Annotated in this window: 26 protein-coding genes; 6 read left to right on the top strand and 20 right to left on the bottom strand. The window is 36.8% G+C overall.

The window, feature by feature from the left end:
• Positions 1-17: 17 nt before the first annotated feature.
• The 14 genes from A5866_RS14690 to A5866_RS14625 form a co-directional block, all read right to left on the bottom strand.
• A complete protein-coding gene (locus tag A5866_RS14690) occupies positions 18-1,904 on the bottom strand; it encodes an ABC transporter ATP-binding protein (RefSeq protein ID WP_086444986.1) in 1,887 nt (628 codons plus the stop codon).
• Positions 1,897-3,633 (bottom strand): ABC transporter ATP-binding protein, encoded by a 1,737-nt coding sequence (locus A5866_RS14685; RefSeq protein ID WP_086444987.1) that lies wholly within the window; start codon positions 3,631-3,633, stop codon positions 1,897-1,899. Before A5866_RS14685 ends, A5866_RS14690 begins: the two co-directional genes overlap by 8 nt.
• Positions 3,630-4,094 (bottom strand): MarR family winged helix-turn-helix transcriptional regulator, encoded by a 465-nt coding sequence (locus A5866_RS14680; protein ID WP_086444988.1) that lies wholly within the window; start codon positions 4,092-4,094, stop codon positions 3,630-3,632. The genes A5866_RS14685 and A5866_RS14680 overlap by 4 nt, the downstream gene beginning before the upstream one ends.
• 218 nt (positions 4,095-4,312) lie before the next feature.
• Positions 4,313-4,855 (bottom strand): hypothetical protein, encoded by a 543-nt coding sequence (locus tag A5866_RS14675; protein ID WP_086444989.1) that lies wholly within the window; start codon positions 4,853-4,855, stop codon positions 4,313-4,315.
• Positions 4,855-5,175, bottom strand: a complete 321-nt coding sequence (locus A5866_RS14670; RefSeq protein WP_086444990.1) for a collagen-like protein — start codon at positions 5,173-5,175, stop codon at positions 4,855-4,857. The genes A5866_RS14675 and A5866_RS14670 overlap by 1 nt, the downstream gene beginning before the upstream one ends.
• Entirely contained in the window at positions 5,172-5,402 is a 231-nt protein-coding gene (locus A5866_RS14665; protein ID WP_086444991.1) for a hypothetical protein, read from the bottom strand. The genes A5866_RS14670 and A5866_RS14665 overlap by 4 nt, the downstream gene beginning before the upstream one ends.
• Positions 5,402-6,277: a phage baseplate upper protein gene (locus A5866_RS14660; protein ID WP_086444992.1), complete on the bottom strand. Its 876-nt coding sequence runs from the start codon at positions 6,275-6,277 to the stop codon at positions 5,402-5,404. The genes A5866_RS14665 and A5866_RS14660 overlap by 1 nt, the downstream gene beginning before the upstream one ends.
• A gap of 25 nt (positions 6,278-6,302) precedes the next feature.
• The gene (locus A5866_RS14655; RefSeq protein ID WP_086444993.1) at positions 6,303-9,071 is read right to left on the bottom strand and encodes a phage tail spike protein; all 2,769 of its coding nucleotides are present in this window, start codon (positions 9,069-9,071) and stop codon (positions 6,303-6,305) included.
• Positions 9,068-9,835, bottom strand: a complete 768-nt coding sequence (locus A5866_RS14650) for a distal tail protein Dit (RefSeq protein ID WP_086444994.1) — start codon at positions 9,833-9,835, stop codon at positions 9,068-9,070. The genes A5866_RS14655 and A5866_RS14650 overlap by 4 nt, the downstream gene beginning before the upstream one ends.
• Before the next feature lie 13 nt (positions 9,836-9,848).
• Positions 9,849-12,614 carry a phage tail protein gene (locus A5866_RS14645; RefSeq protein ID WP_254907594.1) on the bottom strand — a complete coding sequence of 922 codons (2,766 nt, stop codon included), beginning with the start codon at positions 12,612-12,614 and terminating at the stop codon, positions 9,849-9,851.
• Positions 12,615-12,629: 15 nt separating this feature from the next.
• The gene (locus A5866_RS14640) at positions 12,630-12,914 is read right to left on the bottom strand and encodes a hypothetical protein (protein WP_086444995.1); all 285 of its coding nucleotides are present in this window, start codon (positions 12,912-12,914) and stop codon (positions 12,630-12,632) included.
• A gap of 56 nt (positions 12,915-12,970) precedes the next feature.
• A complete protein-coding gene (locus tag A5866_RS14635) occupies positions 12,971-13,312 on the bottom strand; it encodes a tail assembly chaperone (RefSeq protein WP_086444996.1) in 342 nt (113 codons plus the stop codon).
• A 517-nt stretch (positions 13,313-13,829) separates the two neighbouring features.
• A complete protein-coding gene (locus tag A5866_RS14630) occupies positions 13,830-14,339 on the bottom strand; it encodes a phage major tail protein, TP901-1 family (RefSeq protein WP_086444997.1) in 510 nt (169 codons plus the stop codon).
• Between the two features lie 22 nt (positions 14,340-14,361).
• The gene (locus tag A5866_RS14625; RefSeq protein WP_254907202.1) at positions 14,362-14,535 is read right to left on the bottom strand and encodes a hypothetical protein; all 174 of its coding nucleotides are present in this window, start codon (positions 14,533-14,535) and stop codon (positions 14,362-14,364) included.
• A gap of 244 nt (positions 14,536-14,779) precedes the next feature.
• Here A5866_RS14625 and A5866_RS14620 point away from each other — a divergent pair, with 244 nt between their 5' ends.
• Genes A5866_RS14620 through A5866_RS14605 form a run of 4 tightly spaced genes read left to right on the top strand, consistent with a single transcriptional unit; the run spans position 14,780 to position 17,392 of the window.
• Positions 14,780-15,250: a GNAT family N-acetyltransferase gene (locus A5866_RS14620; protein ID WP_086444998.1), complete on the top strand. Its 471-nt coding sequence runs from the start codon at positions 14,780-14,782 to the stop codon at positions 15,248-15,250.
• 12 nt (positions 15,251-15,262) lie between these two features.
• Positions 15,263-15,784: a GNAT family N-acetyltransferase gene (locus tag A5866_RS14615; protein WP_086444999.1), complete on the top strand. Its 522-nt coding sequence runs from the start codon at positions 15,263-15,265 to the stop codon at positions 15,782-15,784.
• An 18-nt stretch (positions 15,785-15,802) separates the two neighbouring features.
• The gene (locus A5866_RS14610; RefSeq protein ID WP_086445000.1) at positions 15,803-16,597 is read left to right on the top strand and encodes an alpha/beta fold hydrolase; all 795 of its coding nucleotides are present in this window, start codon (positions 15,803-15,805) and stop codon (positions 16,595-16,597) included.
• Between the two features lie 39 nt (positions 16,598-16,636).
• Positions 16,637-17,392: a MurR/RpiR family transcriptional regulator gene (locus tag A5866_RS14605; RefSeq protein ID WP_086280002.1), complete on the top strand. Its 756-nt coding sequence runs from the start codon at positions 16,637-16,639 to the stop codon at positions 17,390-17,392.
• Positions 17,393-17,459: 67 nt separating this feature from the next.
• On the opposite strand, the gene A5866_RS14600 is transcribed toward A5866_RS14605, so the two are convergent.
• The 5 genes from A5866_RS14600 to A5866_RS14580 all read right to left on the bottom strand — a co-directional run bounded on the left by A5866_RS14600 (position 17,460) and on the right by A5866_RS14580 (position 21,900).
• Entirely contained in the window at positions 17,460-18,788 is a 1,329-nt protein-coding gene (locus tag A5866_RS14600; RefSeq protein WP_086445001.1) for a 6-phospho-beta-glucosidase, read from the bottom strand.
• A 176-nt stretch (positions 18,789-18,964) separates the two neighbouring features.
• Positions 18,965-19,486, bottom strand: coding sequence for a GNAT family N-acetyltransferase (locus tag A5866_RS14595; protein ID WP_086279996.1), 522 nt, complete (start codon positions 19,484-19,486; stop codon positions 18,965-18,967).
• Complete coding sequence (gene tsaE, locus A5866_RS14590; RefSeq protein WP_086445002.1) at positions 19,483-19,956, bottom strand: tRNA (adenosine(37)-N6)-threonylcarbamoyltransferase complex ATPase subunit type 1 TsaE; 474 nt, start codon at positions 19,954-19,956, stop codon at positions 19,483-19,485. The genes A5866_RS14595 and tsaE overlap by 4 nt, the downstream gene beginning before the upstream one ends.
• A gap of 126 nt (positions 19,957-20,082) precedes the next feature.
• Positions 20,083-21,063, bottom strand: a complete 981-nt coding sequence (pta, locus tag A5866_RS14585; protein ID WP_086279991.1) for a phosphate acetyltransferase — start codon at positions 21,061-21,063, stop codon at positions 20,083-20,085.
• Between the two features lie 153 nt (positions 21,064-21,216).
• A complete protein-coding gene (locus A5866_RS14580; protein WP_086445003.1) occupies positions 21,217-21,900 on the bottom strand; it encodes a uracil-DNA glycosylase in 684 nt (227 codons plus the stop codon).
• Positions 21,901-22,216: 316 nt separating this feature from the next.
• Here A5866_RS14580 and A5866_RS14575 point away from each other — a divergent pair, with 316 nt between their 5' ends.
• A complete protein-coding gene (locus tag A5866_RS14575) occupies positions 22,217-23,086 on the top strand; it encodes a Cof-type HAD-IIB family hydrolase (protein WP_086445004.1) in 870 nt (289 codons plus the stop codon).
• Positions 23,087-23,125: 39 nt separating this feature from the next.
• Positions 23,126-23,644 carry an LURP-one-related/scramblase family protein gene (locus A5866_RS14570; protein ID WP_176332630.1) on the top strand — a complete coding sequence of 173 codons (519 nt, stop codon included), beginning with the start codon at positions 23,126-23,128 and terminating at the stop codon, positions 23,642-23,644.
• A gap of 23 nt (positions 23,645-23,667) precedes the next feature.
• Here A5866_RS14570 and A5866_RS14565 read toward each other — a convergent pair whose 3' ends face one another.
• Positions 23,668-24,237 carry a GNAT family N-acetyltransferase gene (locus tag A5866_RS14565; protein WP_086279982.1) on the bottom strand — a complete coding sequence of 190 codons (570 nt, stop codon included), beginning with the start codon at positions 24,235-24,237 and terminating at the stop codon, positions 23,668-23,670.
• Positions 24,238-24,345 lie beyond the last annotated feature (108 nt).

The following is a 24,345-nucleotide window of genomic DNA, read 5'->3' as shown; positions in this document are numbered from 1 at the left end:
ATTTTCTCTTCTCAAATCTATGAAAGCTCTACTTTTCCTGTATAGAGTTGATGGTAAATACCTTTTTCTTCAAGCAAATCTTCATGGCTACCCCGTTCAATAATCCGGCCATGATCCATTACCATGATCGCATCTGAATTTTGAATCGTCGATAAGCGATGAGCGATAACAAATACGGTTCTGCCTTTCATCAAACGGTCCATTCCTGCTTGCACATGCTTTTCTGTTCTAGTATCAATGCTAGAAGTTGCTTCATCCAAAATCATTACAGGTGGATCTGCAATCGCTGCTCGTGCGATGGACAATAATTGACGTTGTCCTTGTGACAAGCCTTCACCATCCCCTGTGATCACCGTATCGTATTTATTCGGTAGATTATTAATGAAATCCTCGGCATTGGCCAGCTGTGCCGCGTTAATCACATCACTATCTGATGCATCCAGCTTACCATAACGAATATTTTCCCGAATCGTTCCGGTAAACAAATGAGTGTCCTGCAAAACAATCCCTAACGACCTTCTCAACGAGCTCTTCTTGATCTTTTTCACATTGATTCCATCATAGCGAATTTTGCCTTCTTGAATATCATAAAAGCGATTGATCAAGTTGGTGATTGTCGTTTTACCTGCCCCAGTAGCCCCAACAAAGGCGACTTTTTGTCCTGGTTCTGCATAAAGATTGATATCTTTTAAGACACGATTTTTTTCTGTGTAACCAAAAGAAACATCTTCAAATCGCACATCTCCAGTTAATTCAGTATAGGTGACAGTACCATCCGCATGAGGGTGTTTCCAAGCCCATATTCCTGTTCTCGCTTCACTTTCAACAAGATCCCCAGCTTTTCGCGTTACATTCACCAATGTTACATAGCCATCATCTACTTCCGGTTTTTCATCAATTAAACTAAAGATGCGATCGGCTCCTGCTAAAGCCATGATCACAAAATTGATTTGTTGAGAAACTTGACTGATCGGCATATTCAACGAACGACTTAATTGAAGAAAAGACGCAATCATCCCAATGGTTAGACCTGAAACACCGTATACTGAAAAAATTCCGCCAACAACCGCTAAAAGTACATACTGTATATTTAGCAAGTTCATCATGATCGGCATTAAACTATTCGCGTACTTATTTGCTTTAGTAGCACTTTGCCGTAATTCTTCATTGATTGCTTTAAATTGTTTGATCGTTTGTGGCTCATGATTAAATATTTTCACTACTTTTTGACCATGCATGATTTCTTCAATATAACCATTAACACTGCCAAGATCTCTTTGTTGTTTGCCAAAATAACGGCTACTACGTCCAGCAATCATCCGAATTGTCACGATCATGATAGAAACAGAAACAATCACAACCAAAGTCAAGGGAACACTGATCGTAAACATCGCAATAAAAACACTGACAAAACTAACCACGGCCATCACTAAATTCGGAATACTTTGAGAAACCATCTGTCGTAAGGTATCTGTATCATTCGTGAAATGACTCATGATGTCACCATCAGAATTTGAATCAAAATAACGGATCGGTAAAGTTTCAAGGTGGGTAAACATTTCATCCCGAATCGTTTTTTGGGTTCCTTCACTAATTCGCACCATGATCAAATTAGAGCATAGATTCGATATGATCCCAACAACATAAATCAGTGCCATCGTTGTGATTGCTTTTAACAATCCAGAGAAATTGGGGTTGCTTTGTCCAAGTAGCGGAGTAATGTAATCATCGATCACTACTTGTAAAAATAAAGAGCCTCGAACATTGGCAAACGTGCTTAAGAAAATGAGTAGCAGCACTAGTACCAGAAGAAACTTATTTTGTCTAAACATATAGGCAAATAAACGTTTCAACGTTTTCAAAGGATTTTGATTTTTACGAATTCCTTTTTGTTCATCACGCATCCTCTTCACCAAATCCTTTCGCTTGAGATTCATAAACTTCTTGATAAATCTGATTATTCGCTAATAATTCGTCATGCGTTCCAATTTCATTGATCAACCCTTTATCCATCACAATGATCCGATCAGAATCTTGAACAGACGACACTCGTTGTCCGATGATAAACGTTGTTGTTCCTGGAATCTCTTGACGCATCCCTTCACGAATCAACCGATCTGTTTTAGTATCAACCGCACTTGTTGAATCATCTAAAATCAAAATTTTTGGTTTCTTCAATAAGGCTCTGGCAATACATAAACGTTGCTTTTGTCCACCAGAAACGTTATTTCCCCCTTGCGAAATCAACGTATCATATTTATCGGGAAACTCCTGGATAAAACTATCCGCTTGCGCAATCTTACAGACTCTGATTAAATCTTCATCTGTAGCATCTTCATTTCCCCAACGTAAATTTTCTTTGATCGTTCCTGTAAATAGCACATTATTTTGCAACACCATGCTGACTTGATCACGCAATGATTTCAGATCATAATGCCGTACATCGTGTCCGCCAACTTCGACTGATCCTTGGGTAACATCATATAGTCTTGGGATCAGCTGAACCAATGTTGATTTAGAACTCCCCGTTCCACCAACAATTCCGATCACTTCACCCGATTTGATTTTCATATTTGCATGCATCAAGGCTAGTTTTTCAAGATCATTAGCATAGCTAAAACAAACATCATGAAAGCGAACCGAACCATCTGGAATTTCATAAAGTGGGGTTTCATTATTTTTTAAATCACTTTCTTCAGATAAAACTTCTGTGATCCGCTCTGCAGAAGTTCGTGCGATCAGCACAATCACAAAAACCATTGATAACATGTTTAAGCTCATCAAAATCTGCATTGTATACGTAAACATGCTGACCAATTCACCAGTAGTCAACGTACTGCCAACGACAAATTTTGCCCCTAACCATGATATCAGCAACATGCATGTATAAACCGCAAATTGTAAAATAGGGTTATTAAACGCAACAATACTTTGGGCTTTTGAAAAGGTTTTGTAAATGTCTTTAGAAACAGTTTTAAATTTCTCGTCTTCATGTTCTTCTCTTACATAAGATTTAACAACCCGAATTCCTTGTAAGTTTTCTTGAACTACGTTATTTAATTTATCGTAAATACGAAAAACTTTATTGAAATTAGGATGAGCAAAATAAATAACGAGCGCTAAACCGATCATCAAAAACGGTACAACACCTAAATAAATCAAAGACAGATCCTTGTTGATACTATAAGCCATCGCTAATGAAAAAATCATGATCAATGGACTACGGACTAAAAGTCGAATAATCATTTGATACGCATTTTGGACATTGGTCACGTCTGTTGTCATTCGTGTGATCAAACTTGAGGTAGAAAAACGATCAATGTTTGAAAAGGAAAAACCTTGGATTCGAACAAACAATTGATCTCGTAAATTTTTCGCAAATCCAGCTGAAGCAACGGCCGCATAACGACCTGACATCGCACCAAAAAATAACGCAATAATTGCACAAATAAATAAAATCGCTCCATACATTAAAATCGCTTTGGTGTCTCGTTTTTCAATCCCATTATCGATCATCATTGCCATGACTACAGGGATAATGATGTCTAAGATAACTTCCCCAGTTACGTACAATGGCGTAATGATGCTTTCTTTTTTATAAATACCAATATTGGCAATCAGTTTTTTTTTCACGTAATCAACTCGCCTTCTTTATTTATTTTTTTACTGTTCTCAGATAGTTTTTCCAACAATTTAAAAAAGATTGCTAGCTCTTCTTCTGGGATCCCCTGAACAAGTAATTCATCGAATTTATGTAGCTTCACGATGTTTTCTTTGACTTTCTGTTGCCCTAGTTCAGTTAAGATGATTGTTTTATAGCGATTATCATCTTTACAACTACTTCTTTCGATAAATAAGCGTTTTTCCATTGTTTGCAACACACCTGTCGCAGTAGAGCGCCGAATGTCAAATTCTTGTTCTATGTCTTTTTGGTAGACCGGTACTTGTTGGCTATTACGGCGATGAATAAAGTTGAGGATGCGCATTTGGATACTTGAGGATGCTTCGCCATCATCTTCTTTTAATATTTCTGCCGCTTTGCGGTTAAGTTCGTTGGCTAAAATTCTAATTTTTAGACCGATTTTTCTGTCCATGATTTACCTCCTTATTTAATAGTTCGGTTCCTAACTATTCTAAGGAAGAAGTGTTGAAAGGTCAAGAGAAAAATTTTGGATAGTAACTTATTTACTTTGTTAATAAATTACAAATAGCAGTTCTTTGATTACCTGAAAAAAATACCGTTTTGAACATAACTTTCAAAACGGCACTTTATATTATTATCTTGTTATGTCCATTCTACTTAATGAAATGACTAACTAAATATAGGCACAAAGAATGACATTCTGACACCAGTCCATTCACCACTGGCATTTATTGACGTAGCACCATCACGTCCTAAACTAAACATTGCACTCACACCATTTTCCAAACACGATACTGGGGTTTCATACATATATGGAAGTGTGTTCTCATGTTTAACAAAGGGATAAGCTGTTTTAGGGGATCCTTTTGCCGTTCCTTTCCATTTGACAATACCTTTACTTTGTAAAAATTTCAATTCATTGATTGTTATTATTCGCCACATAGGTTTGTAGTTTAGCGAATCATCATATTTTTGGAAACTAGTCCCTAAATCCCAATCTTTCCAAACACCAACTTGGACTGGTGATTGCAAGTTAAGTTCTTTCCCATTAATTTGAATACCATCCTTAAAGTTTTTAATTCCTACAATCGTTTCATCACCAGATTTTTTTACCACAGTAGTCTTGAATTCGTCAAAACCATCAATCGCACTTGTATGCGTCTTCGGATATAATAAATTTCCTTTTTCTTCTAATTGTACAATATCTGCCATTATACTGCTCCCACCTTACTAAACGTTATTGTTGGTAATGTATCTAATTTTTTCTTATCCGTGGCACTCATTAGTCCATTGACTGTTTGTGTTGCTTCAGCTGTTGTTGTAGCATTTGTTCCAGCTGGTCCCTGTGGTCCCGTTGCCCCTTTTAGACCTTGCGGACCTGTTGCACCAGTGGTTCCAGTTTGACCTTGAGGGCCTTGTGGACCTGTGTCTCCTTTTTCACCTTTGATCGTTGTGATCCCTTCAACTGCACTGACGTGTGTTTTAGGATAAACAACAGCTCCATCACTTTTTAATTCAACGATATCTGTCATACTGTTCCCACCTTATCTATTGTGATATTTGTGCCTTGAACTCCTAAGTCCTTGGCCGTTAATGTAATATCGCCCGTTTTTCCGTTGATCGACGTTACGCCGGCTCCTACTGTTTCGATTTTATCTAAACCGAGGATTGCACTAATATGCGTCTCGGGAAATACTTGACGTTGTACACCTGCTTTATCTGTTTCCATGACTTTTTTGATCTCTACTTCATGAGCCATTATACTGATCCCACCTTTCGAATAAAGAACGTATTTTGCTTTTGACTATCGATCTCAGCTATAACCAAAGCCGATGCTTCTTTTTTATGAGCAACAGTTTTTACTTTAGTTACAGTATGATTCAAGCTAAACTTATCATCGCGAATTGTTCTAAGAACACCAGTCTCTCCACTTTTCAACGTAAAATGTGCTTGTTTTAGTTCTTCAATCAAATTTAAAAGGTTTCCTGCAGTATTTTCGTCTAGAATTCCTTTGATTGTCGCAAACCATTGATCAAATGCAGCTCGTTGAATTTCCGTCCATTGGTCATAACGTTGTTGACTGGTTGTAATCCATGTTTGAAACTCTGTAATGATGCGCTGTAATTCTTCTTGTGCCACTAAATACCAATCATCATAAACGTCTTGACAGGTTTTTACCCATTCTGTGAAATAGCGCAATATTTCTTCAAATGTCCAAATATAGTTACTATCTTTGATTCCTTCATCGTAAATACTTTCTTTAACATGGTAAGCAAAATCTCGTGTGGAAAATTGTTGACGCCAACTTAGATCTTTTTGAAGTTCCCTAAAACTGAAATAGGCTGTATTTTCTCCTATATTTTGCATGTCGTAATTAGTTAATGTGTATTGTAGTTTCCCTTTTTTTGCATCAATGATTTTCGTGACTTTTTGCTCAGATAAACCAAGTCCGGCATGGTGTCCTTGTTTGACGCAGAAAAATGGGGTTAAATTTGAAATGTCTTTTGGTTTACCGTGTTCCGTGATCGTCACATCCAAGACTTGAGTTCCTTCGTCAAATTGACGAATCATGATCGATGGAATATTGTCGTTTGGCTGTGTGATCGATAAAAAAATTGGATATAGAATTGACATTTGCTCACTCCTTTCTAAAAATTGCTTATTTTGGCGGGATGACGATCGAACTGATTTCGCTTGATCCAATCCATGTTCGCTCATATTTGCCGACCACTTGCCCTAATCCGATATTTTGTTCATAGGTTTGGAAACCACCATTTGTTAAACCTCGGATAACGCCAGTGTGCCCATAGGTATAATCGACATTAAAGCCACCTATATTGCCACCACGCTTCCAGTTGATGATTGCTCCTTGTACTAACTGTTCGTACGATGGGTTATAAATAACTTTCCAGCCGACTGCGGCCCAATTATATCCATTACCAATTTCAGCTGCTGCTTCAGTATTTCCAATCACATGGCTTAAGGGATAGCCTGTATTTGCACCTAAACCACAGCCACCTAGAAATCCAGAATACTCTGCTGGGACTGCATAACATTGTCCATTGCCTAAAGGCTGTTTGTATAATGTCTCTAAATGAGCTAAACCAGCAGCGCCTGTAGTTGATCCTGGCTTCAAGTCTCTTAATTTGTCATACCAGTATTGAGCTTGCTGCGCTCTAATTGGTTGATTGGGATATTTAGGGTGTTCATAAAATGCAATAAAATATTCTGCTGCTAGTCTAACATCTGACAATTTTGTAAAGTCGCTAAATGATATAGTTGATAAATCTGGACGTTCATAATTTGGAAACCATTGTTGATTATTTTCCATTTCCCATTGGATTCGTCGGCATTGAGTATCAAGTGTTCGATAATCCAATCCATATTCATTACACCAATTAACAAGCTTAGATTTAGGTGTCCATTGCGTCAGACCATAGCCACCGCCACCACTCAATTCATCAATATCAGGCATGATTCCTGATTCTGATTGGATATTACCAAGCATTCCAGCGATAGATTGTTCCGTCCAACCTTTATTTTTAAAGAACTGCCAAATTCCCCAAGCATTTTTTTCTTGATCCGTTGTTAGTTCAGGCGGTATTCCTCCACTTCCACCAGATCCTCCGCTACCGTTCCCTGTAATTTCTTTGCCATTGAGGAATAGTTTTCCATTTATATTTAACTCACCTTTTAGGGCAACTTTTCCATAAATCTCTAACTTAGGATTAGCAGCTGTACTATCTGGCGGAATACTAATTACATTGGCATGCGTTTTTGCATCTGTTGATTGAGTCGCAATATTGATTGAATAGCCAGTTTTTTGGATAATGGTGTATCCTTCTAATTTTCCATTTGAAAATGCTGGACTAATTGCGCCCAGTTCTTTGCCTGTTTTTGAATCAAGAAATCGAATCTTGCCATCAATGATATGAACTTTAAATCCATTACTATCTGACTCAAATTGAGAACCGTAAATGTTAACACCTCTAATGTCGATTGCTCTCAATGTTCCTGTGTTGATATAATCTGCATTAAACTTTCCATCAATCGTCCAAGCAGTTTTAGGTTGGTTAGTAAACTTATCTTTAACAAAACCAATTCCTTCAGAATTCATTACCAAAAAATGCTTACTATTTTCTAACGAGTTTCCGTCCATGAATACTTGTTGGTACGGCTCACGACTATTAGATTTTCCAGTTTCAATACCATTCATCAATTTGATAGAACCACCTTTAGCGCCACGAATAATATCATCTTGCCATTTAGATATTTCTTCTGAATCATAAAAAGTCATCTTCTTCTCTTCTAAAGAATCAACATTTCCTTTTAAATCAGAAGTCGCTTTTGAAATGCTTTTCGTGATGTTATCGCCTAGTCCTGTTTCAACTTTTCCTGTTAAACGATCGATTTTGACTTTGAAAATCCGGGTTTGGTAATGATAATTTCGATCATGTCGATGAATCGTTACGGTATTCCCGATCGTATCACCACCTATAACCTCCGTTTTAAATTGAACAAGTGGACGAGAATACTCGACAAGTGAGTCATAGGTTTTTTGTAGGAGTTTTGCTGGATCTTCTTCATCATCAAATGTAATAACTTTTTCCCGTCTCCGCATCCCACCATTTTTTAGCGGAATACCATATTGTTTGGTCATCTCGGGAAATTCTAGCCAATTTTGTCCTTTGGGTTTATTCAAAGGCTTGCCATTTGTTTTTTTCCACTCTACATTCGTGAATTCTATCCGTTTGCCATCGCCATCACCAACTTCTTCGCCGCGACCACGTCCAATCAAACTTGTATAAACTTGATTCCGATCTTGTTCTTTCACAATACTTAACGCCTTTTCACCATACGTAAAGCGTTGCTTGCTTTGTTCCCCAATTTCACGATAGACCTCTAGCCATTTATCGGTAATACCGATTCCGTCAATCTTATATTTAAACAAGATTTCGCAGCCTTGTGCTTGAATATTTTTTAAGGCATCCCGCACAGACAGAAAACGAAAATCCTCTGTTAGTAACGGTAAATTGGACTCAATTTTCCCCAAACGCCATTCGGTTTCTGTCAACAATTTTTGAAGCGTGTTTTTAATCGATTCATTTTTAACTTGGACATTTTTAACCACGTAGGAATCTAACTCATCAGTTGCAAAGCTAATTCCCACAAAAGATAACAAGTTTTCCTCTTCACTATCTAAAATAATTCTATATAAACTATATGAAGCGGATTCTTCCTTCACAGCCATATAAGCAGCTTGCTTTAATTCTTCGTCATAGATGGTTGATACATTCAGCGTATCATTCATCAACTCAGCTTTATTTGAAGTGATTTCTTTTTCCTGAATCACTTCGACTAATTCCTTTTCTTTAACGATTCGAAGTAAATGTTGCCGCTCATCAAAAAAATAAACGCTCTTGTTCATAGTTGTACCTCCCGATAAGAAAGAATCATTTTACCGTTATTACAGTGAACGGATTGACCTTCTTTAATCCTAAAGTTTTCAAAGTCACTTTCTAAATCGAGTAAAAAAGTTTGATCCAATTCATTTACAAAAACTATTCCTTTTAAGAAATCAAACACAACTAGATCACCTGCGCTTAAATTGTAACTAGTGATTTTGATTGTTTGGCCGCCGTTTGTAATCTTTAAAGGACCAAAAGCGGCAATCCTTACTGTAATTTTTTCTGGTGTCGTTTGATAGGGTAAATAGGTTGTGATGGTTTCATCGGTTTGCAACAAAACAGAGTATTTTTTCGGATCTGTGCACAGAATTTCAAAGCTTGCAATAATGCTATTGGTATCTCCTCGTACCTCATCTGTCGCAATATATTGTCCATAATAGTGATAATCCAATTCGTCTTTAAAACGAATCTCAATCGCAGACTCTTTATAAAGTAAACGCATCAATTGATGGTATTTTTTCTGAACATCTTTGGCGTCTTTTCCAATCAATTGATAGGTTACTTTAAGCGTTCTGGCGGGTAATTTTTGATTTAGTTTGATACTTCCAACCTGAGTTTCTTGCGTGTCTAACGTAAGTGATAGCATTTCTCTACCTGTTACCGCTAAAGTACGATAACCATCGATCATTTTTTCGAGATAAACACCGTCATACATCATGGCCGAAGAAGGAAGGATCAAATCATCTTTGTGGACTTTTTTAGTTGTGTCTTCAAAATAATACATTTTTTCCCTCCTTCTAAAATGCTAGATTGATAGCAGAATCTTGTCCCATTGCTTCTGAAATATCGGAAACAAAGGCTTTGAATTGTTGATTGCCGAGTTTGATGTTGAAGGTTGCAGGTTGTTTAGTTTGAACCATCATTTGTTTGCTACTTGATTGAACGGATACATCTTGAACTGTTTCTAACTGCTGATCTAGACTGTCTAAGCTTGGCAGCATGATTTGAGAAGCTAATTTATCCATTGGTTGATCAACTACATGAGCATTTCTTTCAATACCAATAGCTAGACCCGCTGGTAACATTGCTCCGATTTCATCTCGCATCCAGCGAGATGGTGAATGGATTTTGAACTTGCCAGTAAAGAAATTTTTAATACCATCACCAATATTGCTCAAAGTTTTAAAAAGCCATTTCACTCCTGCCTCGATACCATCTATCAAGCCTTGGATTATATTGCCACCAATTTCAAATAAATCTACTCCTGTAAGTTCTTTGATTATTTCGTTACCCATTCTCAATCCTGCACTAGCAATATCTGGTAAAAGTCCAATAATCCCTTCAACAAAAGTCCCCAACAACTTACCAGCTGCTGATAAAATTTCTGGTAGATTATCCCATAATCCTTTGCACAACGTTGCAACAATTTTTATTGCTGCATCAATTAATGTTGGTAACTGCTCTAATAGTGTTCCTACTAAAGTTGCAATTGCTTCTATAGCGACTGGTATCAAAGTGGGTAATACAGAGGCAATCCCTTCTGCAAGTTTTGTTAAAACCTCGACACCTTTTTTAATAATTTCTGGTAATTTATTCGTGATATTTGTGGTAAATGCTTCAATAATATTTGTTACAGTAGTAACAATCTGATCCTTATTCGCTAAAATCCCATCAACTAAAGCAATCAACAAATCTAGTCCCGTCAATAATAGTTGTGGTGCTGCCGATAATAAACTAGTAGCTAATGATTCAATCAACATCAGTGCTGCTGGAATCAAGGTAGGTAAGGTTTCAATTACACCTTGAACTAGTGCGCCAATCAGATCAACTGCACTTTGCATGATTACAGGTAGATTTTCAGAAATTGCTTTTGCTAATCCTGCAACTATTTGAGCACCAGAACTAATCAAATCTGGTAATTTAGTAATAATTCCAGCTACAAATCCTTGAATGATTTCAGGCCCTTTGGTTGTAGCAGTTTCAATCATACTACTAATTTGACCACCCATCTGACCGTCTAACAAAGCTAATCCAGCTAATGCAACACCTAAAATGGCCGTAGGTGCGATAGCTTTCATGGCGATCCCCATAACTGACACTAATCCTTGAACCATTCCACCTAAAGCTGTTGTTCCGATTTTCATCGGTACTTGTATTGCTTTAGATAATCCGGTACCTATTACACTGAACTTTGAAAGTTTCTGTTTTATATCTTCTAACCCAAAATCTAATGTAGATCTGAGCGCTGCAGTTGGATCTAATTCCCCACTAGCATATGGGTCTGTCAATTTGGGCGGAGCAATCTTCGCTAACATTGAAAATCCTGTATTACTCATTGTTTCCTTGACACCACTTATTTTTTTCTCCAACTCAGAAAATCTTTTTACAGATATTTGTGACGCCTTATCGAGCTCCTTAAATGCATCATCCCCAATTTTTAGTTCTCCCTTAAAAACTTTCAGACCATTTTTGGCATCTGAAAATCGTCGAACTAAATTTTGTGTGCTTTCATCCATTCGATTAAATTGGGAGTCATCAATTTCCAATTTCCCTTTAAAAACATTTTTTAACAAAGAATAATTCTGACTTGTTTGATCCATCGATTGATTCATATTTTGAAACATTGAACCACTTTTAGAAGTAACTGTTTGGAAGGCTTTTCCAATGCCTATGAGAGAACTTTGAAAATCTGGCAGCCCAATGTTCCCTAGATTTCCATCCAAACTACTTATCCTAGCTTTTATTTCATCAAATGAGTTCCCTATACTGGAAGTATTTTCTAGTGGCTTAAAAAGTCCTATTAAACTTATTTTTAACTTTTGAAAACTATTTTCTGTACTTTTTATTTGCTTTTCTGGTTCCTTTATAGCATTTGTCAATGTACTATTTAGTTTTTCACTCGTTACTATCAAACTAGAAACTGATGCATCAATTGATGCTATCGTCGCGTTAATTATACTGCTAAAAGTTCCAACAATTGGTAGGCTGCTCGTAAATGTTGTACTGAAAGCATTTATACCTTGGCTCATACTAAAAAATTCGGTTGTTATTTTTCTTCCGATATCAACTAATTCCTTAAGATTTGAACCATCCAGAACTAACTCGTTTTTCAAGCTAGTTAGAAGAGTTTGAAAGCTGACAAAACTTTGAATTAAAGTTTTTGTTTGGCTATCCAGCGAAATTAAACTAGTGTCATCTATACTTAGTTCCCCATTGAAAGCTTTACTAAGCATTTCATAGCTCTTACTTGCTTGATTCATTGAACGAATCATCTGAGAACTTTGATTCGTTACCTCAGAAAAGACCACTCCGATATTTGTAAGAGTTGTTTGAAATTCTGATAAATCGTTCGCTGAAATTGCTTTGTTTAAAGATTCGATCTGCTTTTCCATATGAAGAAATGGTTTTGATAGTTTTGAAGTTTTCGATAGCGGTTTTACAAAGTTATTCAAATGCTTAGTCGCTTTAACTATTTGTTGATCCAACCCCTTAGTAGCCTTGATTGATTTGTTTATGGATCGAGCAAATTGTCTATTTGTTGTTGGTAATATCTCGTCTGTCATCTTCCTCCTCCTTTCCTATGAATTAAAATTGGCAATCCAATTTTGAAGTTTTTCTTTATCAGGAGAAGTACGTTTTTGTCTGCCTAATAATCGCTCTTCTGCTTTACGATAATCGAAGAATTTATCAAAGGTTCTAAAAACAGGTTTGCCTTTTCGTGTTTGCCCCGCCATAACCGTTGCCCAAGCTTGTAGATGAATCTCATATTGTCGATCCAACTGTTTTAATTGATAGGCCTTCATACGTAGTTCGTAATTTGGAATCGTCAAACGATCTATTTCATTAAAATCCTCGATCTTCAAGAAACGTAAACAGTTTAAGCGAACTTGCTCGTATACTTCATCAAAATCTACGGTGGTTACGCTTGTGCTTCTTCCAACATCTTGCTGGTCATCATCCCGGTATATTCCGACTTTTTTAGCTCATCAATCACTTCTTCAAACAAATTTTTCGTACCTTTTTGTTCAACGTAATCTTCTAAAAATTTAACCGTCATCCGAGGTTTCTCTGTCATATTTGCAATCAATAGAACTTCAAACAGAGTATCCACATCAGATAAAAGCAGATTTGAAACAATTGCTCCTACACCTAATTTCAGTTGCATCCCACCACGTTCTACTGAATAACGTTTATTGATTTCTTTTAAAAAGCCATAGCCAAATTTACAAGCAAATATTTTTTCGTTCATCATTAATTCCATATTATTTTCCTCCTAATTTTAAAAGCGTAACAGGCTCGTTCAGACTTGACAGGAAAATAGGAAAAAATGAAGGTGGCGCTTTTTGCCACAATCAGTTTTTATCTTTTTCCCGAAAGTCTAGCCTGTGAAGCTAGATACTGTTAAAAGCGGAACAAATCGATTAATCCTGTAGAAAATTAGGAAATTGGCATTGAAACGTTCCTATGTTTCAATGATGATTTATCTATTTTCCTAAGGTAACAACGTTCCGCTGCACTCCACCTTGTACTTTTCAACATCAGCTCATTTTATTCACTGTGTTTCAAAGCAAAAGCTGAACAGGCTCCTTCAGCTCTGTCTGAAAAATAGGAAAAATTGCTTAAGACTCTTTTTGTCTCACTCCATTTTTATCTTTTTTCTGAAGAGCTAGCCTGTGAAGCTCAATAACATTTAAAAACGACAATAATTGTCTCGCTATAAAAAACTATGTGAAAGAGGCTAGAATCTAACCTCTTCTAAATAGTTTATTGTGAATTGATTATGCTTTTGTTTCCACTTTTACAGTGTCTTTAAACTCATAATCGCCACCTTCTGATGTATCCAGCTCTAATGCCGCAAAACCATTCTTACCTGCACCTTCGATCGCCCACTCCAAAGAGTATTCAACTTTATTTTCTGCTGAATCAGTTTCTTCAAATGAAGTAAAATAGCCTTCAAAATATTTTGCTTTAAATTTGCCTTCATCATTGCCAGTACCAATTTCCTTGGTATTAATACGCCAAATCTGAACACGCTTGTTTTCATCCATTGCCGTTTCCAATTTGTCGATTTGAGTTGAACCGATTTTATACAATGTTGTTGCCGTCACTGTTGTTTCAGTCGCTCCTGGTGTGACCACACTGCCATCTTTCGTGACAGTTGATTCACTTTCTTTTGATTTGGAATAACCATTCTCTGTGCTGTATGCTAAGCCCCACGCACGTTCATTTCCTTCATCTTCGGCTAAACGAAAACGCCATACTACATCTACTCCACTTAATGCTGTCATCTGTTCATTTCCTCCTTGTGTTTTACTGCTGTGTTAATTTTTTTAATTGAGATGCCAGTTGATTTTTCCGTCGTTGTTCTGCCTTTACTCTTCGTTGCAGCTTTTCGATAATTTTCAACTGTTGTTTGATTGCCTTATCTTGCTGTTCAAAAGTTAAGTACATCTTATTTTGCAAAGCAACATCCTCTACTTTCACTTTGACATCTCCTCTCATTTAAAGTCACGGGCGACTCTGTGAATCGACTGTTTACAGCAGTTATTACTTGATGAACCTAGTATACAAAGAAATAGTAAGTTCAAACTCCCAGAAGTCTGTTAAAATCATCCCAAGATACTGTTACATTTCTTTCACTATTTAGAGGGTTAAACCTTCTTTTTTTCTGATAAAAGCCGTTACTATGGTAAAATAATGGAAACGACAAAAAAGGATGTGCTGAATCATGTTCTTACAAAAATATACCAACGATTTCTCAAAGATGATCCAGCAATACCAATTAAATGACGAACAATTGCGCTATACGGGAACGCCAGAAATGCCTATCAAGATTTCTTTGAAAAATCCGTTCATCCATCCGATAATAGGAATTGCTAATGATCGCTTGACGAATTTTTTTGTCTTGGATGAAAAAAAGGATGTTGCTTTATATACAAGCAATGAGCAGGCACTTTTACTTAGAACCTTCTCCACGGATCAAAGATACCAAGGACAAGGCTATGCGAAAAAAGCGCTCCAGTTATTACCGGAATTTGTTCATCTACATTTTCCAAATGCGAATGAAATTATTCTTGCAGTAAATAAACAAAATATAGCAGCGCAACGTCTTTATGAAAAAACTGGGTATCAACGGTTAAACAGAATCGTTGATGGAGAATATGGACCTTTATATATCATGAGTGTAAAATTGGACTAAAGGAGACAAGTAATGCAGAATAGAATAATTGAAAATGATCAACTCTATTTAAGAGAACTCACATCTGATGATTTCGAGGATTTAAGTTTGATTTTACAAGATGAAGAAACGATGTATGCCTATGAGGCAGCTTTTACGAAACAGCAAGTAAGTGATTGGTTAAACTGGAATTTAAAAAGCTATCAAGAAAACGGCTTTGGTTTATGGGCAATCATCGATCAAAAAAGTCAGAATTTTATCGGTCAATGTGGGATTGTTTATTCTGATGTTGAAGATGAATCGCTCTTAGAAATCGGCTATTTAGTAAACAAGCAATACTGGAATCAAGGCTATGCAAGTTCCGCCAGCCAACTATGCATGGCTTATGCTAATTACAAATTAAAGGCTGGAAAAATTTGTTCAATCATTCGAGATACAAATCTGTCCTCTCGAAAAGTTGCAGAAAAAAATGGTATGACCATCATCAAACAATTTGATAAAGATTATTCTGGACGACCAGTCGGACATTTTGTTTATAGTCTTGATCTAAACTGACAATATTGGAGGGATCAAATGCCTTTTTTAAACGTTTCTGGTGCTACTATTTATTTTGAATCGAAAGGTCAAGGAAGTCATATTTTATTAATTCACGCTGGAATCGCTGATTCACGAATGTGGTATCATGAATTTCATTCTTTGGCTCAGCAGTTTCAAGTCACTCGATTCGATCTTCCTGGCTTCGGTCAAAGTTCATTTACAGGCGGCTCATTTTCTTACACAATGATCATTAATGAACTTTTAGACCATTTAAAAATCAAACAAACATACATCTTCGCAGCCTCTTTTGGTGGAAAAGTAGCATTAGATTTTGTACTTGAAAATCCTAAGCGCTGTTTACGTTTAGCATTAGAATCTTCCACTATTAGAGAATGGGATTTTTCTGAAGAATTGCAACAATATGATGAAAAAGAGGAACACTTATTAGCACTAAATCAGTACGAACAAGCAGCCGATTTAAATTATCACACATGGGTTCTTAGAGACCGTGATCCAAAATATTTCGATTCTAACATAAAAAAACTAATACTTGATATGCAAATGACAGCTTTTACTAAGCCAGAGCCACTATCACCCATTGAAGAAATTCAAATGGCTCAACCACTATCTACAAAATTAGATCAGCTCACATGCCCAGTGTTGATTATTATTGGTGATCATGATGTTGATGATTTTCAAAAAATTTCTGCTTTTTTACATCAAAAAATTACTCATGCTGAAAAAGTAATTATTCCTAATGCTGCTCATTTAGCTAACTTAGAATGTCCAGAATTAGTTGAGCAACTGGTAACTGATTTTTTTCTACACTAAACAACTATTAATTATTCAACAAAGAAAGTAGTGGATATCTTGTTATTCTTAGATCACAGTCCAGATTTAAGTCCTATCGATTTAGAAATTTATAAATATATTACGTCTCACTTAGATGAAGTGGTTTATATGCGAATTCGTGAGCTAGCCAAAGAAACCCACAGCAGCACTGCCAGTATTTTACGCTTTTGTCGAAAGTTTGGTTGTGAAGGGTTTTCTGAATTTAAAATCAAATTGAATTTATATCGAAAATCATTGACTGAACCAGTCACCACACATGCCGTGGATGAAACGTCATTTACTAATTTTATCCAGCGCTCTACTGAAGCTTTTTATCAAGAACGGATTCAGGCTGCAGCAAAATTATTGTCCGAAAAAGATCTTGTATTGTTTATCGGAACCGGCTCATCAAATATTATTGCTGAATATGGTGCACTGTATTTTTCTTCTATTTTCAGTATGGCGTTTCATATCGAAGACCCAATCAATCATCCAGTCAATTTTTTCAATAAAGCGATGGCAAAAAATGTGTGCGTGATTGCTCTTTCTGTTAGTGGTGAAAATGAGGCCATCATCAATTATCTAAACCATTTTATTACAAATGATAGTTCGATTATTTCGATTACTAATAGTGAAAAATCACCGATTGCAGCCCTTTCAGACGTAAATATTCCTTATTATATTTCAACAGAAAGAATTGGCGATAGTGACATTACTTCTCAAGTTCCAGCGCTTTATACGGTAGAATATTTGGCAAAAGAAGTCCAAAAACAAAAAAGAGTAGAACCTAAATAAACGGCAAAAAAACGTTAAACTCCTTATTATATTTCGGAGCTTAACGCTTTTTCTTGATTTCTTTTAATTATTTTCCTTCTTTAAAGAAAGCTGGTAAATATTGTTTATGTGCTTCTAATAGTTCGTCCATTACTTCTTTCGCAACATCACCACTTGTGATCAATGGGTTCATTGTAAATGCTTGTAGTAATGTACCATAATCACCTGTAACTGCTGCTTCGATCGTTAACTCTTCCATTGATTTCATCACTTGTAATAAACCACGTTCTTGTGGTTTAAAGCTACCGAAGTTATAGGGTACAGGGCCTTTTCCAGTGATCGTACACGTTACTTCTACTGCACTTTCAGCTGGTAGATCCGTGATCGTACCGTTATTTCGAGTGCTAACAGTCATTGTTGTGCGTTTGTCATTATGGATTGAGTTGATGATTTCACACGCTGCATCACTATAACGTGCACCGCCACGTTCTGCTAATTGTTTTGGTTTGTAATCTAAATTAGGATCTTTGTATAGTTCAAATAATTCATGTTCGATTTCTTTGACTTTTTCAGCACGTGTTCCATTGTTTTTAAAATCTTCTAATTCTTCTGCTAACATTTTATCTGTGTAGTAATAATAATTGTGGTATGGACAAGGAACCATGTGTAGGTTTTCGACTTGTTCCCAAATCAAATTATTATCTTTGATGTTTGCTACGATCGATTTGGCATCGTCTTGACCATACATGACTTTGATTAGCTCGTCCGTACGATCTTTGCCATTTTTATCTGTAATCGTATGCCAGTGTAAATGATTGATCCCAGCAAATTGGAAGAATAAATCGCGATTGTCTTCTCCTAGCAATGCTGCTTCTTCAAATACCGCATTAACTGGAATATTACACAAACCGACAACTTTATCCCAATTACCATAACGTAACACAGCTTCTGTTACCATACCAGCTGGATTTGTAAAGTTGATCAACCAAGCGTTTGGACAGAGCTCTTTCATATCTTCTACAATATCTAAAATTACAGGAATTGTTCTCAACGCTTTAAAAATACCGCCAGCACCATTTGTTTCTTGACCGATCAAGCCATGACTTAGTGGGATGCGCTCATCTAAAATCCGTGCATCTAAAAGTCCTACACGTAATTGTGTTGTAACGAAATCAGCGTCTTTCAATGCTTCACGACGATCTAGAGTTAAGTGAACTTCGCAATCTACGCCAGCTGCTTTGACCATACGTTTGGCCATTGCACCAACGATTTCTAATTTTTCTTTTCCTGCTTCAATATCAACTAGCCATAACTCGCGTACTGGCAATTCATCATATCTCTTAATAAAGCCTTCAACTAATTCTGGTGTGTAACTTGATCCTCCACCGATCGTGACGATTTTAATTCCTTTTGACATTTCCTTCAGCTCCTTAAGCATTTTATCTGACTTAAGTATAGCCTTTTAACAAGTCAGAATAAATAGAAAAGAAGAAAGTGGTTACATAGTAAAGGAAGAAGTAACCTGTAACATTTGAGTAACAAGAAGTTACAAAAAAAGTATTGAACATACTTTCTTGTTCAATACTTTTTAACTCAATCAATCATCATACTCATCAAATGAACCTCTAAAAATTCTCCATCGTCCGTCTTCGCACCACGATCCATGATCGTTTCTGTTTTAAACCCGATTTTTTCATACACATGAACCGCACGCTGATTGCGGTGTTGGACAGTCAATTCTAGACGACGGATCACCTTACTTTCCTTAGCCCATTCAATTAGCTCTTCCATCATCAAACTACCTAAACCAAACCCCCAATAATCTTTTAAAATGCTGATACCGATCTCACCTATATGCTCCATGCGTTTTTTCGCTGATGCTTTGACAGAAGCCGTGCCAATGACTTTTCCGTCTGCTAAAGCCACCATCAACACGTTATTGGGAGATTCATATAAGTTCGCCAAGTTTTCACTCATCTCGTCTGGCGTCATTTCCATACCTTTTTCATCCATTACAAGATAGGGGGTCTCTCTTCCAACAATTCTTAAGGCTTGTAAAATATCTGCAGCATCAGCTGGAATAGCTTCCCGAATTGTAAATTCAACCTCTGTCATGTACGTTCCTCCATTTTTTGCTCAATACGTCTTAAAAACTGTTCTGATTTTTCCCCAAAAGCTTGCATTAGTAGTTTTCTTTTTTCCATGTCTTCTGGATCTTTCTCAATCGTGATATCTAAATAGTCAGCCGGCAAAAATTCTCCTAATAATTTTCCCCATTCAACAACGGATAAGCCATCGCCTTCAAAATATTCATCTAATCCAAGATCATCTGCGCCATTTTCGATTCGGTAGACATCCATATGATACAGTGGCAAACGTCCTTGTTGATACTCACGAATAATTGTATAAGTAGGACTTTTGATCATTTGACCGATGCCCAGACCTAAGGCGATCCCTTTGGTCATTGTCGTTTTCCCTGCACCAAGATCGCCAGAAAGAATGATTGCATTTCCTGGATCAGCAACCAAACCAATGATCTTCGCTATAGCTTCCATCTCTTCAAGATTGTTGATCATCATTTCCATTTTATCACCTGCCTATTTAAACAATTCATGTTTCTATGTACTGTAGTATACCGAATTATCGCAAAAAAAACTAGGGAACTGAGACAAAACGCTGAGCGTCTAGTTCCGGTTTCCTAGTCGTTTTAATTAGTTCATTAATGTTTGGGCAGCAGTAATGATCGATAATTTGTAAATATCTTCTTCATTTGCACCACGAGATAAATCAGAAACTGGTTTGTTCAATCCTTGTAAGATTGGACCAATTGCTTCAAAGTTACCTAAACGTTGTGCAATTTTGTAGCCAATGTTTCCTGATTGTAATTCTGGGAAAACAAAGACTGTTGCTTGGCCAGCGACTGGTGAATTTGGTGCTTTTAATTGAGCAACTGACGCTACATATGAAGCATCAAATTGTAATTCGCCATCGATCTCAAGTTCTGGAGCTAAGCTTTTCGCAATTTTTGTTGCTTCGACTACTTTGTCTACTTCTGGCGCTTTAGCAGAACCTTTTGTTGAGAAGCTCATCATCGCTATTTTTGGCTCGATATCGAATAATTCAGCTGTTTTTGCACTGTCAACAGCAATCTCAGCTAGTTCTTGTGCTGTTGGGTTTACATTGATTGCACAATCTGCAAAAATGTATTTTTCTTGATCGCGACCACGAACCATGATCATCGCACCACTTGTACGGCTAACACCTGGTTTTGTTTTGATGATTTGTAATGCTGGACGAACAGTGTCGCCAGTTGAGTGGATCGCGCCACTAACCATTCCATCTGCAAGTCCCATGTACGTTAGCATTGTGCCAAAATAGTTGACGTCTTTCAAAATCTTGCGTGCATCTTCTTCTGTGACTTTTCCATTACGGCGTTCAACAAACGCTGCAACCATGTCTTCCCAGCCATCATAATTATCCGGATCGATAATCGTAAAGTTAGATGTCTTGATTCCACGAGCATGTGCTGCTTCTACAATGGCTTCTTGTTTCCCGATCAAGATCGGTTCCATTAATTCTTCTGCTTTCAAGCGAGCTGCAGCCCCTAAAATACGAGGATCTGTTGCTTCTGGGAAAACAATTTTGATGTTACGGCGAATGACTTTAAATTTTAAGCTATCGAATAGTTCCACGATATACCCTCCAACTGATTATTTATACAAACTTATCATACACCATTCTTCAAGAAAATAACAGTTATTTCTAGCTGTATTAGTGTAAAAAATGCTGATTCTGATATTGTTTTCACAAACATGCCCTTCTGCACTATAACAGAGAGAACTGTTTTAGGACACTGTATCAGGCAACTGCCAGTTGATCGGCGCTTCTCCTAATTGCTCTAAAGCTTGGTTTGTTTTTGAGAATGGCTTAGAACCAAAGAAGCCTCGATGAGCTGCTAAGGGACTTGGATGCGGTGATTTAATGATAATATGTTTACTTGTATCAATCATTTTGATTTTTTCTTGTGCGGGTTTGCCCCATAGGATAAACACAATTGGTTTATCTCGATCGTTCAACTTCTTAATAATAGCATCTGTTAGATTTTCCCATCCTTGTCCTCGGTGAGAATACGCTTGACCATTACGCACCGTTAAAACAGTGTTCAGTAAAAGGACTCCTTGCTTTGCCCAGCTTTCTAAAAATCCGTGGGCAACTGGTGGATAACCTAAATCAGCTTGCAGTTCTTTATAAATGTTCATCAAAGATGGCGGTGTTCTCACACCTGGTTGCACAGAGAAACTTAACCCATGTGCTTGATTCGGACCGTGGTAAGGATCTTGCCCAAGTATCACCACTTTTACCTCTTCATAAGGGGTCAATTCCAAAGCAGAATAAATATGATACATATCTGGATAAATCGTCTGCTGACTATATTCCTGTTTCAAAAAATCCCGTAAATGCAAATAGTATTCCTTTGTAAACTCTTCTTTTAAAACATCTTGCCAACTATTATGAATAATTGCTTTCATTTATTGTCCTCCTTAATTTAAATGCGAAACGGGCTCGTCCAGCTCTGACAGGAAAATAGGAAATTATGACTGTGGCTTTTTTTCCACAAGTCATTTTTATCTTTTTCCCGAAAGGTTAGTACGTGAAGCTAGACAATTTCGATCGGTACGCTATTTTTTAATTCTAACTAATTAAAACTACTATTCTGACAGCTTTCTTTTACACGTTAAGCATATCTGATTTTTTAAGAAGTGACAAGAACATTTTTTCTGCACTGAAATGGAAAAAACATGGTAAACTATAGATAAGTTAAATAAACGAGGTGTAGAAAATTTTATGATTAAATTGATTGCTTCAGACATGGACGGAACATTACTCGACTCAAAAATGGGAATTTCTAAGAACAATGCATCTGCTATTCGAGAAGCGGAACGACGTGGCATTGAATTTATGGTCGCTACAGGACGCGCTTATACCGAAGCAAAACCTGCATTAGATGAAGCTGGGATCGAATGTGCGATGATTACCCTAAATGGTGCGAAAGTTTTTGACAAAGCCGGGAACTCGCTCTTTACAGCTGGGATCGACAAAATTACAACACTTGAAATTTTAGATATTTTAGATGCACATGATGTGTATTTTGAAGTTTCAACGAACAAAGGTATTTATTCTGAGCGCCAAGAAAAAAGAATTGAAAACTTTGCTTCGCATATCGCTACAATGATGCCCCATTTGACTTATAAAGTAGCAATCGCAATGGCGGCAGCTCATCTGTCTTTACTAGATATCACTTACATCAAAGACATGCGGACATTGATCCAAGAAAGTGATATCGAAGTGCTAAAAATCATTGGTTTCAGTATGGATGGTCCAAAGGTTTTAGGTCCTGCAAGTACTGATATTCGACAGTTAAACGATTTAGTTGTCACATCATCTGCCCAAAATAATATTGAAGTCAATCATAAAAATGCTCAAAAAGGAATCGCAGTTGCTCATGTTGCGAAAGATCGCGGAATTTCAGAAAAAGAGGTCATGACGATTGGAGATAATTTTAACGATGTCAGCATGCTGCAATGGGCTGGTGTTAGTTTTGCCATGGGAAATGCTGAGCTAGAAGTTAAAGACCACGCAAAATACGTCACATCGACGAATTTAGAAAACGGCGTTGGCGAAGCAATCATGCGAGCAATCCGAGAAAATTTGTAATATCCAAGTAACTAAAACGCTGAAAAGAGGTGAAATATGGTGTCTGAGTTTTTTATTCAAGAACAACAATTGAGCAATGTCACAAGAACCCTTGTCAAAGATGAGGACGGTAAGTCCATTTTCTTACTTGTTGGACGCTGGGGTACTCGTGGTGACTCGCTTTCTTTGTATGCAATGAATGGCGAACTAGTTGCCAGCATCAGACAGACATCTTTTGCTTTTGGTTCACGTTTCGAATTGTATAAAGGATTTGAAAAAGTTGGTGTTTTAAGAAAAATCTTAAATTTAAATGCTGATTTTTATTATATTCAACACTTGCATTGGACTGTTTTAGGTGACATAAAAAATCATCATTATTCTATTTATCAAGTCAATCACAACAAAATCATGGAAATGAGTAAAGCGACTCTCTTTTCAGGTAATTATTTTAGTTTAGTAGTTACTAATGATGAAGATGCACCACTATGCATTTGTGTTGCTGCTGTGTTAGATTACTGGTTATATAATAAGAAGAAACATCAAAATCATAAACCAATCATCGGTTGGGGAACTTGTTAAACAAATAAAAAATCAGCGTATGGTTATTCGCTGATTTTTTTCTGCATATGGTCGTATAAATGTCCGCTGATCATCATCTCAGCAACATCTTTAAACCCTTTACGGCTATACAATTTTTTAGCATTAGGATTCCCTTTGTCTACACTTAAACCAATGACTTCTTTACCTGATTTTTTAGCCATTTTTGGTAAAGCATCTAATAATTTAGAGCCAATTCCTAAACCACGATATTTCTCATCCACAGAGATCGAATCAAGGTACCATTCACCAGGTAACGTTTCTGGATCGATAAATATTCTGATTTCTTCATCCAAATTGTATTTCCGCAATACTTTTTTTAGCGGTTCATCGATGATCGGTTCATCCTCATTAGGGTAGCCAAACGCAATTCCAGCAACCTCGCCCGCTTCTTCATAAACCAGACCACGTTGATAACCATAACGATAGGTAGGGTCTGCAACAGCTTCAGCTAAAACAGCCAAAAGAGTGTCTTCTGGTACAATTTCTAATAAAGGTAATTCCATATCTTTTAAAATAACTAAAATCAACGGAGCAATAGCCTCTCCGTCTTCTTTTGTTGCAAAACGAATCATTGTTATTCCTCACTTTCTATTCTTGAAGTGTACCATTTATTGTTTATTAATGCATTACATTCCTTTGTTTTTTAATTTGTTTTAATAATCGTTTGAGGAAACAACATA

It is taken from the genome of Enterococcus sp. 12C11_DIV0727 (assembly GCF_002148425.2).
Taxonomy (GTDB): Bacteria; Bacillota; Bacilli; order Lactobacillales; family Enterococcaceae; genus Enterococcus_L; species Enterococcus_L lemimoniae.
This window is presented reverse-complemented; position numbering and strand designations above follow the sequence as displayed.

Coding starts and splice junctions, on each gene's coding strand:
- A5866_RS14635 (WP_086444996.1), bottom strand. CDS start 13,312: ATGGAATTAATGATGAACGAAAAAATATTTGCTTGTAAATTTGGCTAT.
- A5866_RS14675 (WP_086444989.1), bottom strand. CDS start 4,855: ATGGCAGATATTGTACAATTAGAAGAAAAAGGAAATTTATTATATCCG.
- A5866_RS14600 (WP_086445001.1), bottom strand. CDS start 18,788: ATGTCAAAAGGAATTAAAATCGTCACGATCGGTGGAGGATCAAGTTAC.
- A5866_RS14630 (WP_086444997.1), bottom strand. CDS start 14,339: ATGACAGCATTAAGTGGAGTAGATGTAGTATGGCGTTTTCGTTTAGCC.
- A5866_RS14580 (WP_086445003.1), bottom strand. CDS start 21,900: ATGAAAGCAATTATTCATAATAGTTGGCAAGATGTTTTAAAAGAAGAG.
- A5866_RS14690 (WP_086444986.1), bottom strand. CDS start 1,904: ATGCGTGATGAACAAAAAGGAATTCGTAAAAATCAAAATCCTTTGAAA.
- A5866_RS14665 (WP_086444991.1), bottom strand. CDS start 5,402: ATGGCTCATGAAGTAGAGATCAAAAAAGTCATGGAAACAGATAAAGCA.
- A5866_RS14670 (WP_086444990.1), bottom strand. CDS start 5,175: ATGACAGATATCGTTGAATTAAAAAGTGATGGAGCTGTTGTTTATCCT.
- A5866_RS14615 (WP_086444999.1), top strand. CDS start 15,263: ATGCAGAATAGAATAATTGAAAATGATCAACTCTATTTAAGAGAACTC.
- A5866_RS14565 (WP_086279982.1), bottom strand. CDS start 24,237: ATGATTCGTTTTGCAACAAAAGAAGACGGAGAGGCTATTGCTCCGTTG.
- A5866_RS14645 (WP_254907594.1), bottom strand. CDS start 12,614: ATGACAGACGAGATATTACCAACAACAAATAGACAATTTGCTCGATCC.
- A5866_RS14575 (WP_086445004.1), top strand. CDS start 22,217: ATGATTAAATTGATTGCTTCAGACATGGACGGAACATTACTCGACTCA.
- A5866_RS14620 (WP_086444998.1), top strand. CDS start 14,780: ATGTTCTTACAAAAATATACCAACGATTTCTCAAAGATGATCCAGCAA.
- A5866_RS14660 (WP_086444992.1), bottom strand. CDS start 6,277: ATGTCAATTCTATATCCAATTTTTTTATCGATCACACAGCCAAACGAC.
- A5866_RS14680 (WP_086444988.1), bottom strand. CDS start 4,094: ATGGACAGAAAAATCGGTCTAAAAATTAGAATTTTAGCCAACGAACTT.
- tsaE (WP_086445002.1), bottom strand. CDS start 19,956: ATGGAAATGATGATCAACAATCTTGAAGAGATGGAAGCTATAGCGAAG.
- A5866_RS14655 (WP_086444993.1), bottom strand. CDS start 9,071: ATGAACAAGAGCGTTTATTTTTTTGATGAGCGGCAACATTTACTTCGA.
- A5866_RS14595 (WP_086279996.1), bottom strand. CDS start 19,486: ATGACAGAGGTTGAATTTACAATTCGGGAAGCTATTCCAGCTGATGCT.
- A5866_RS14610 (WP_086445000.1), top strand. CDS start 15,803: ATGCCTTTTTTAAACGTTTCTGGTGCTACTATTTATTTTGAATCGAAA.
- A5866_RS14650 (WP_086444994.1), bottom strand. CDS start 9,835: ATGTATTATTTTGAAGACACAACTAAAAAAGTCCACAAAGATGATTTG.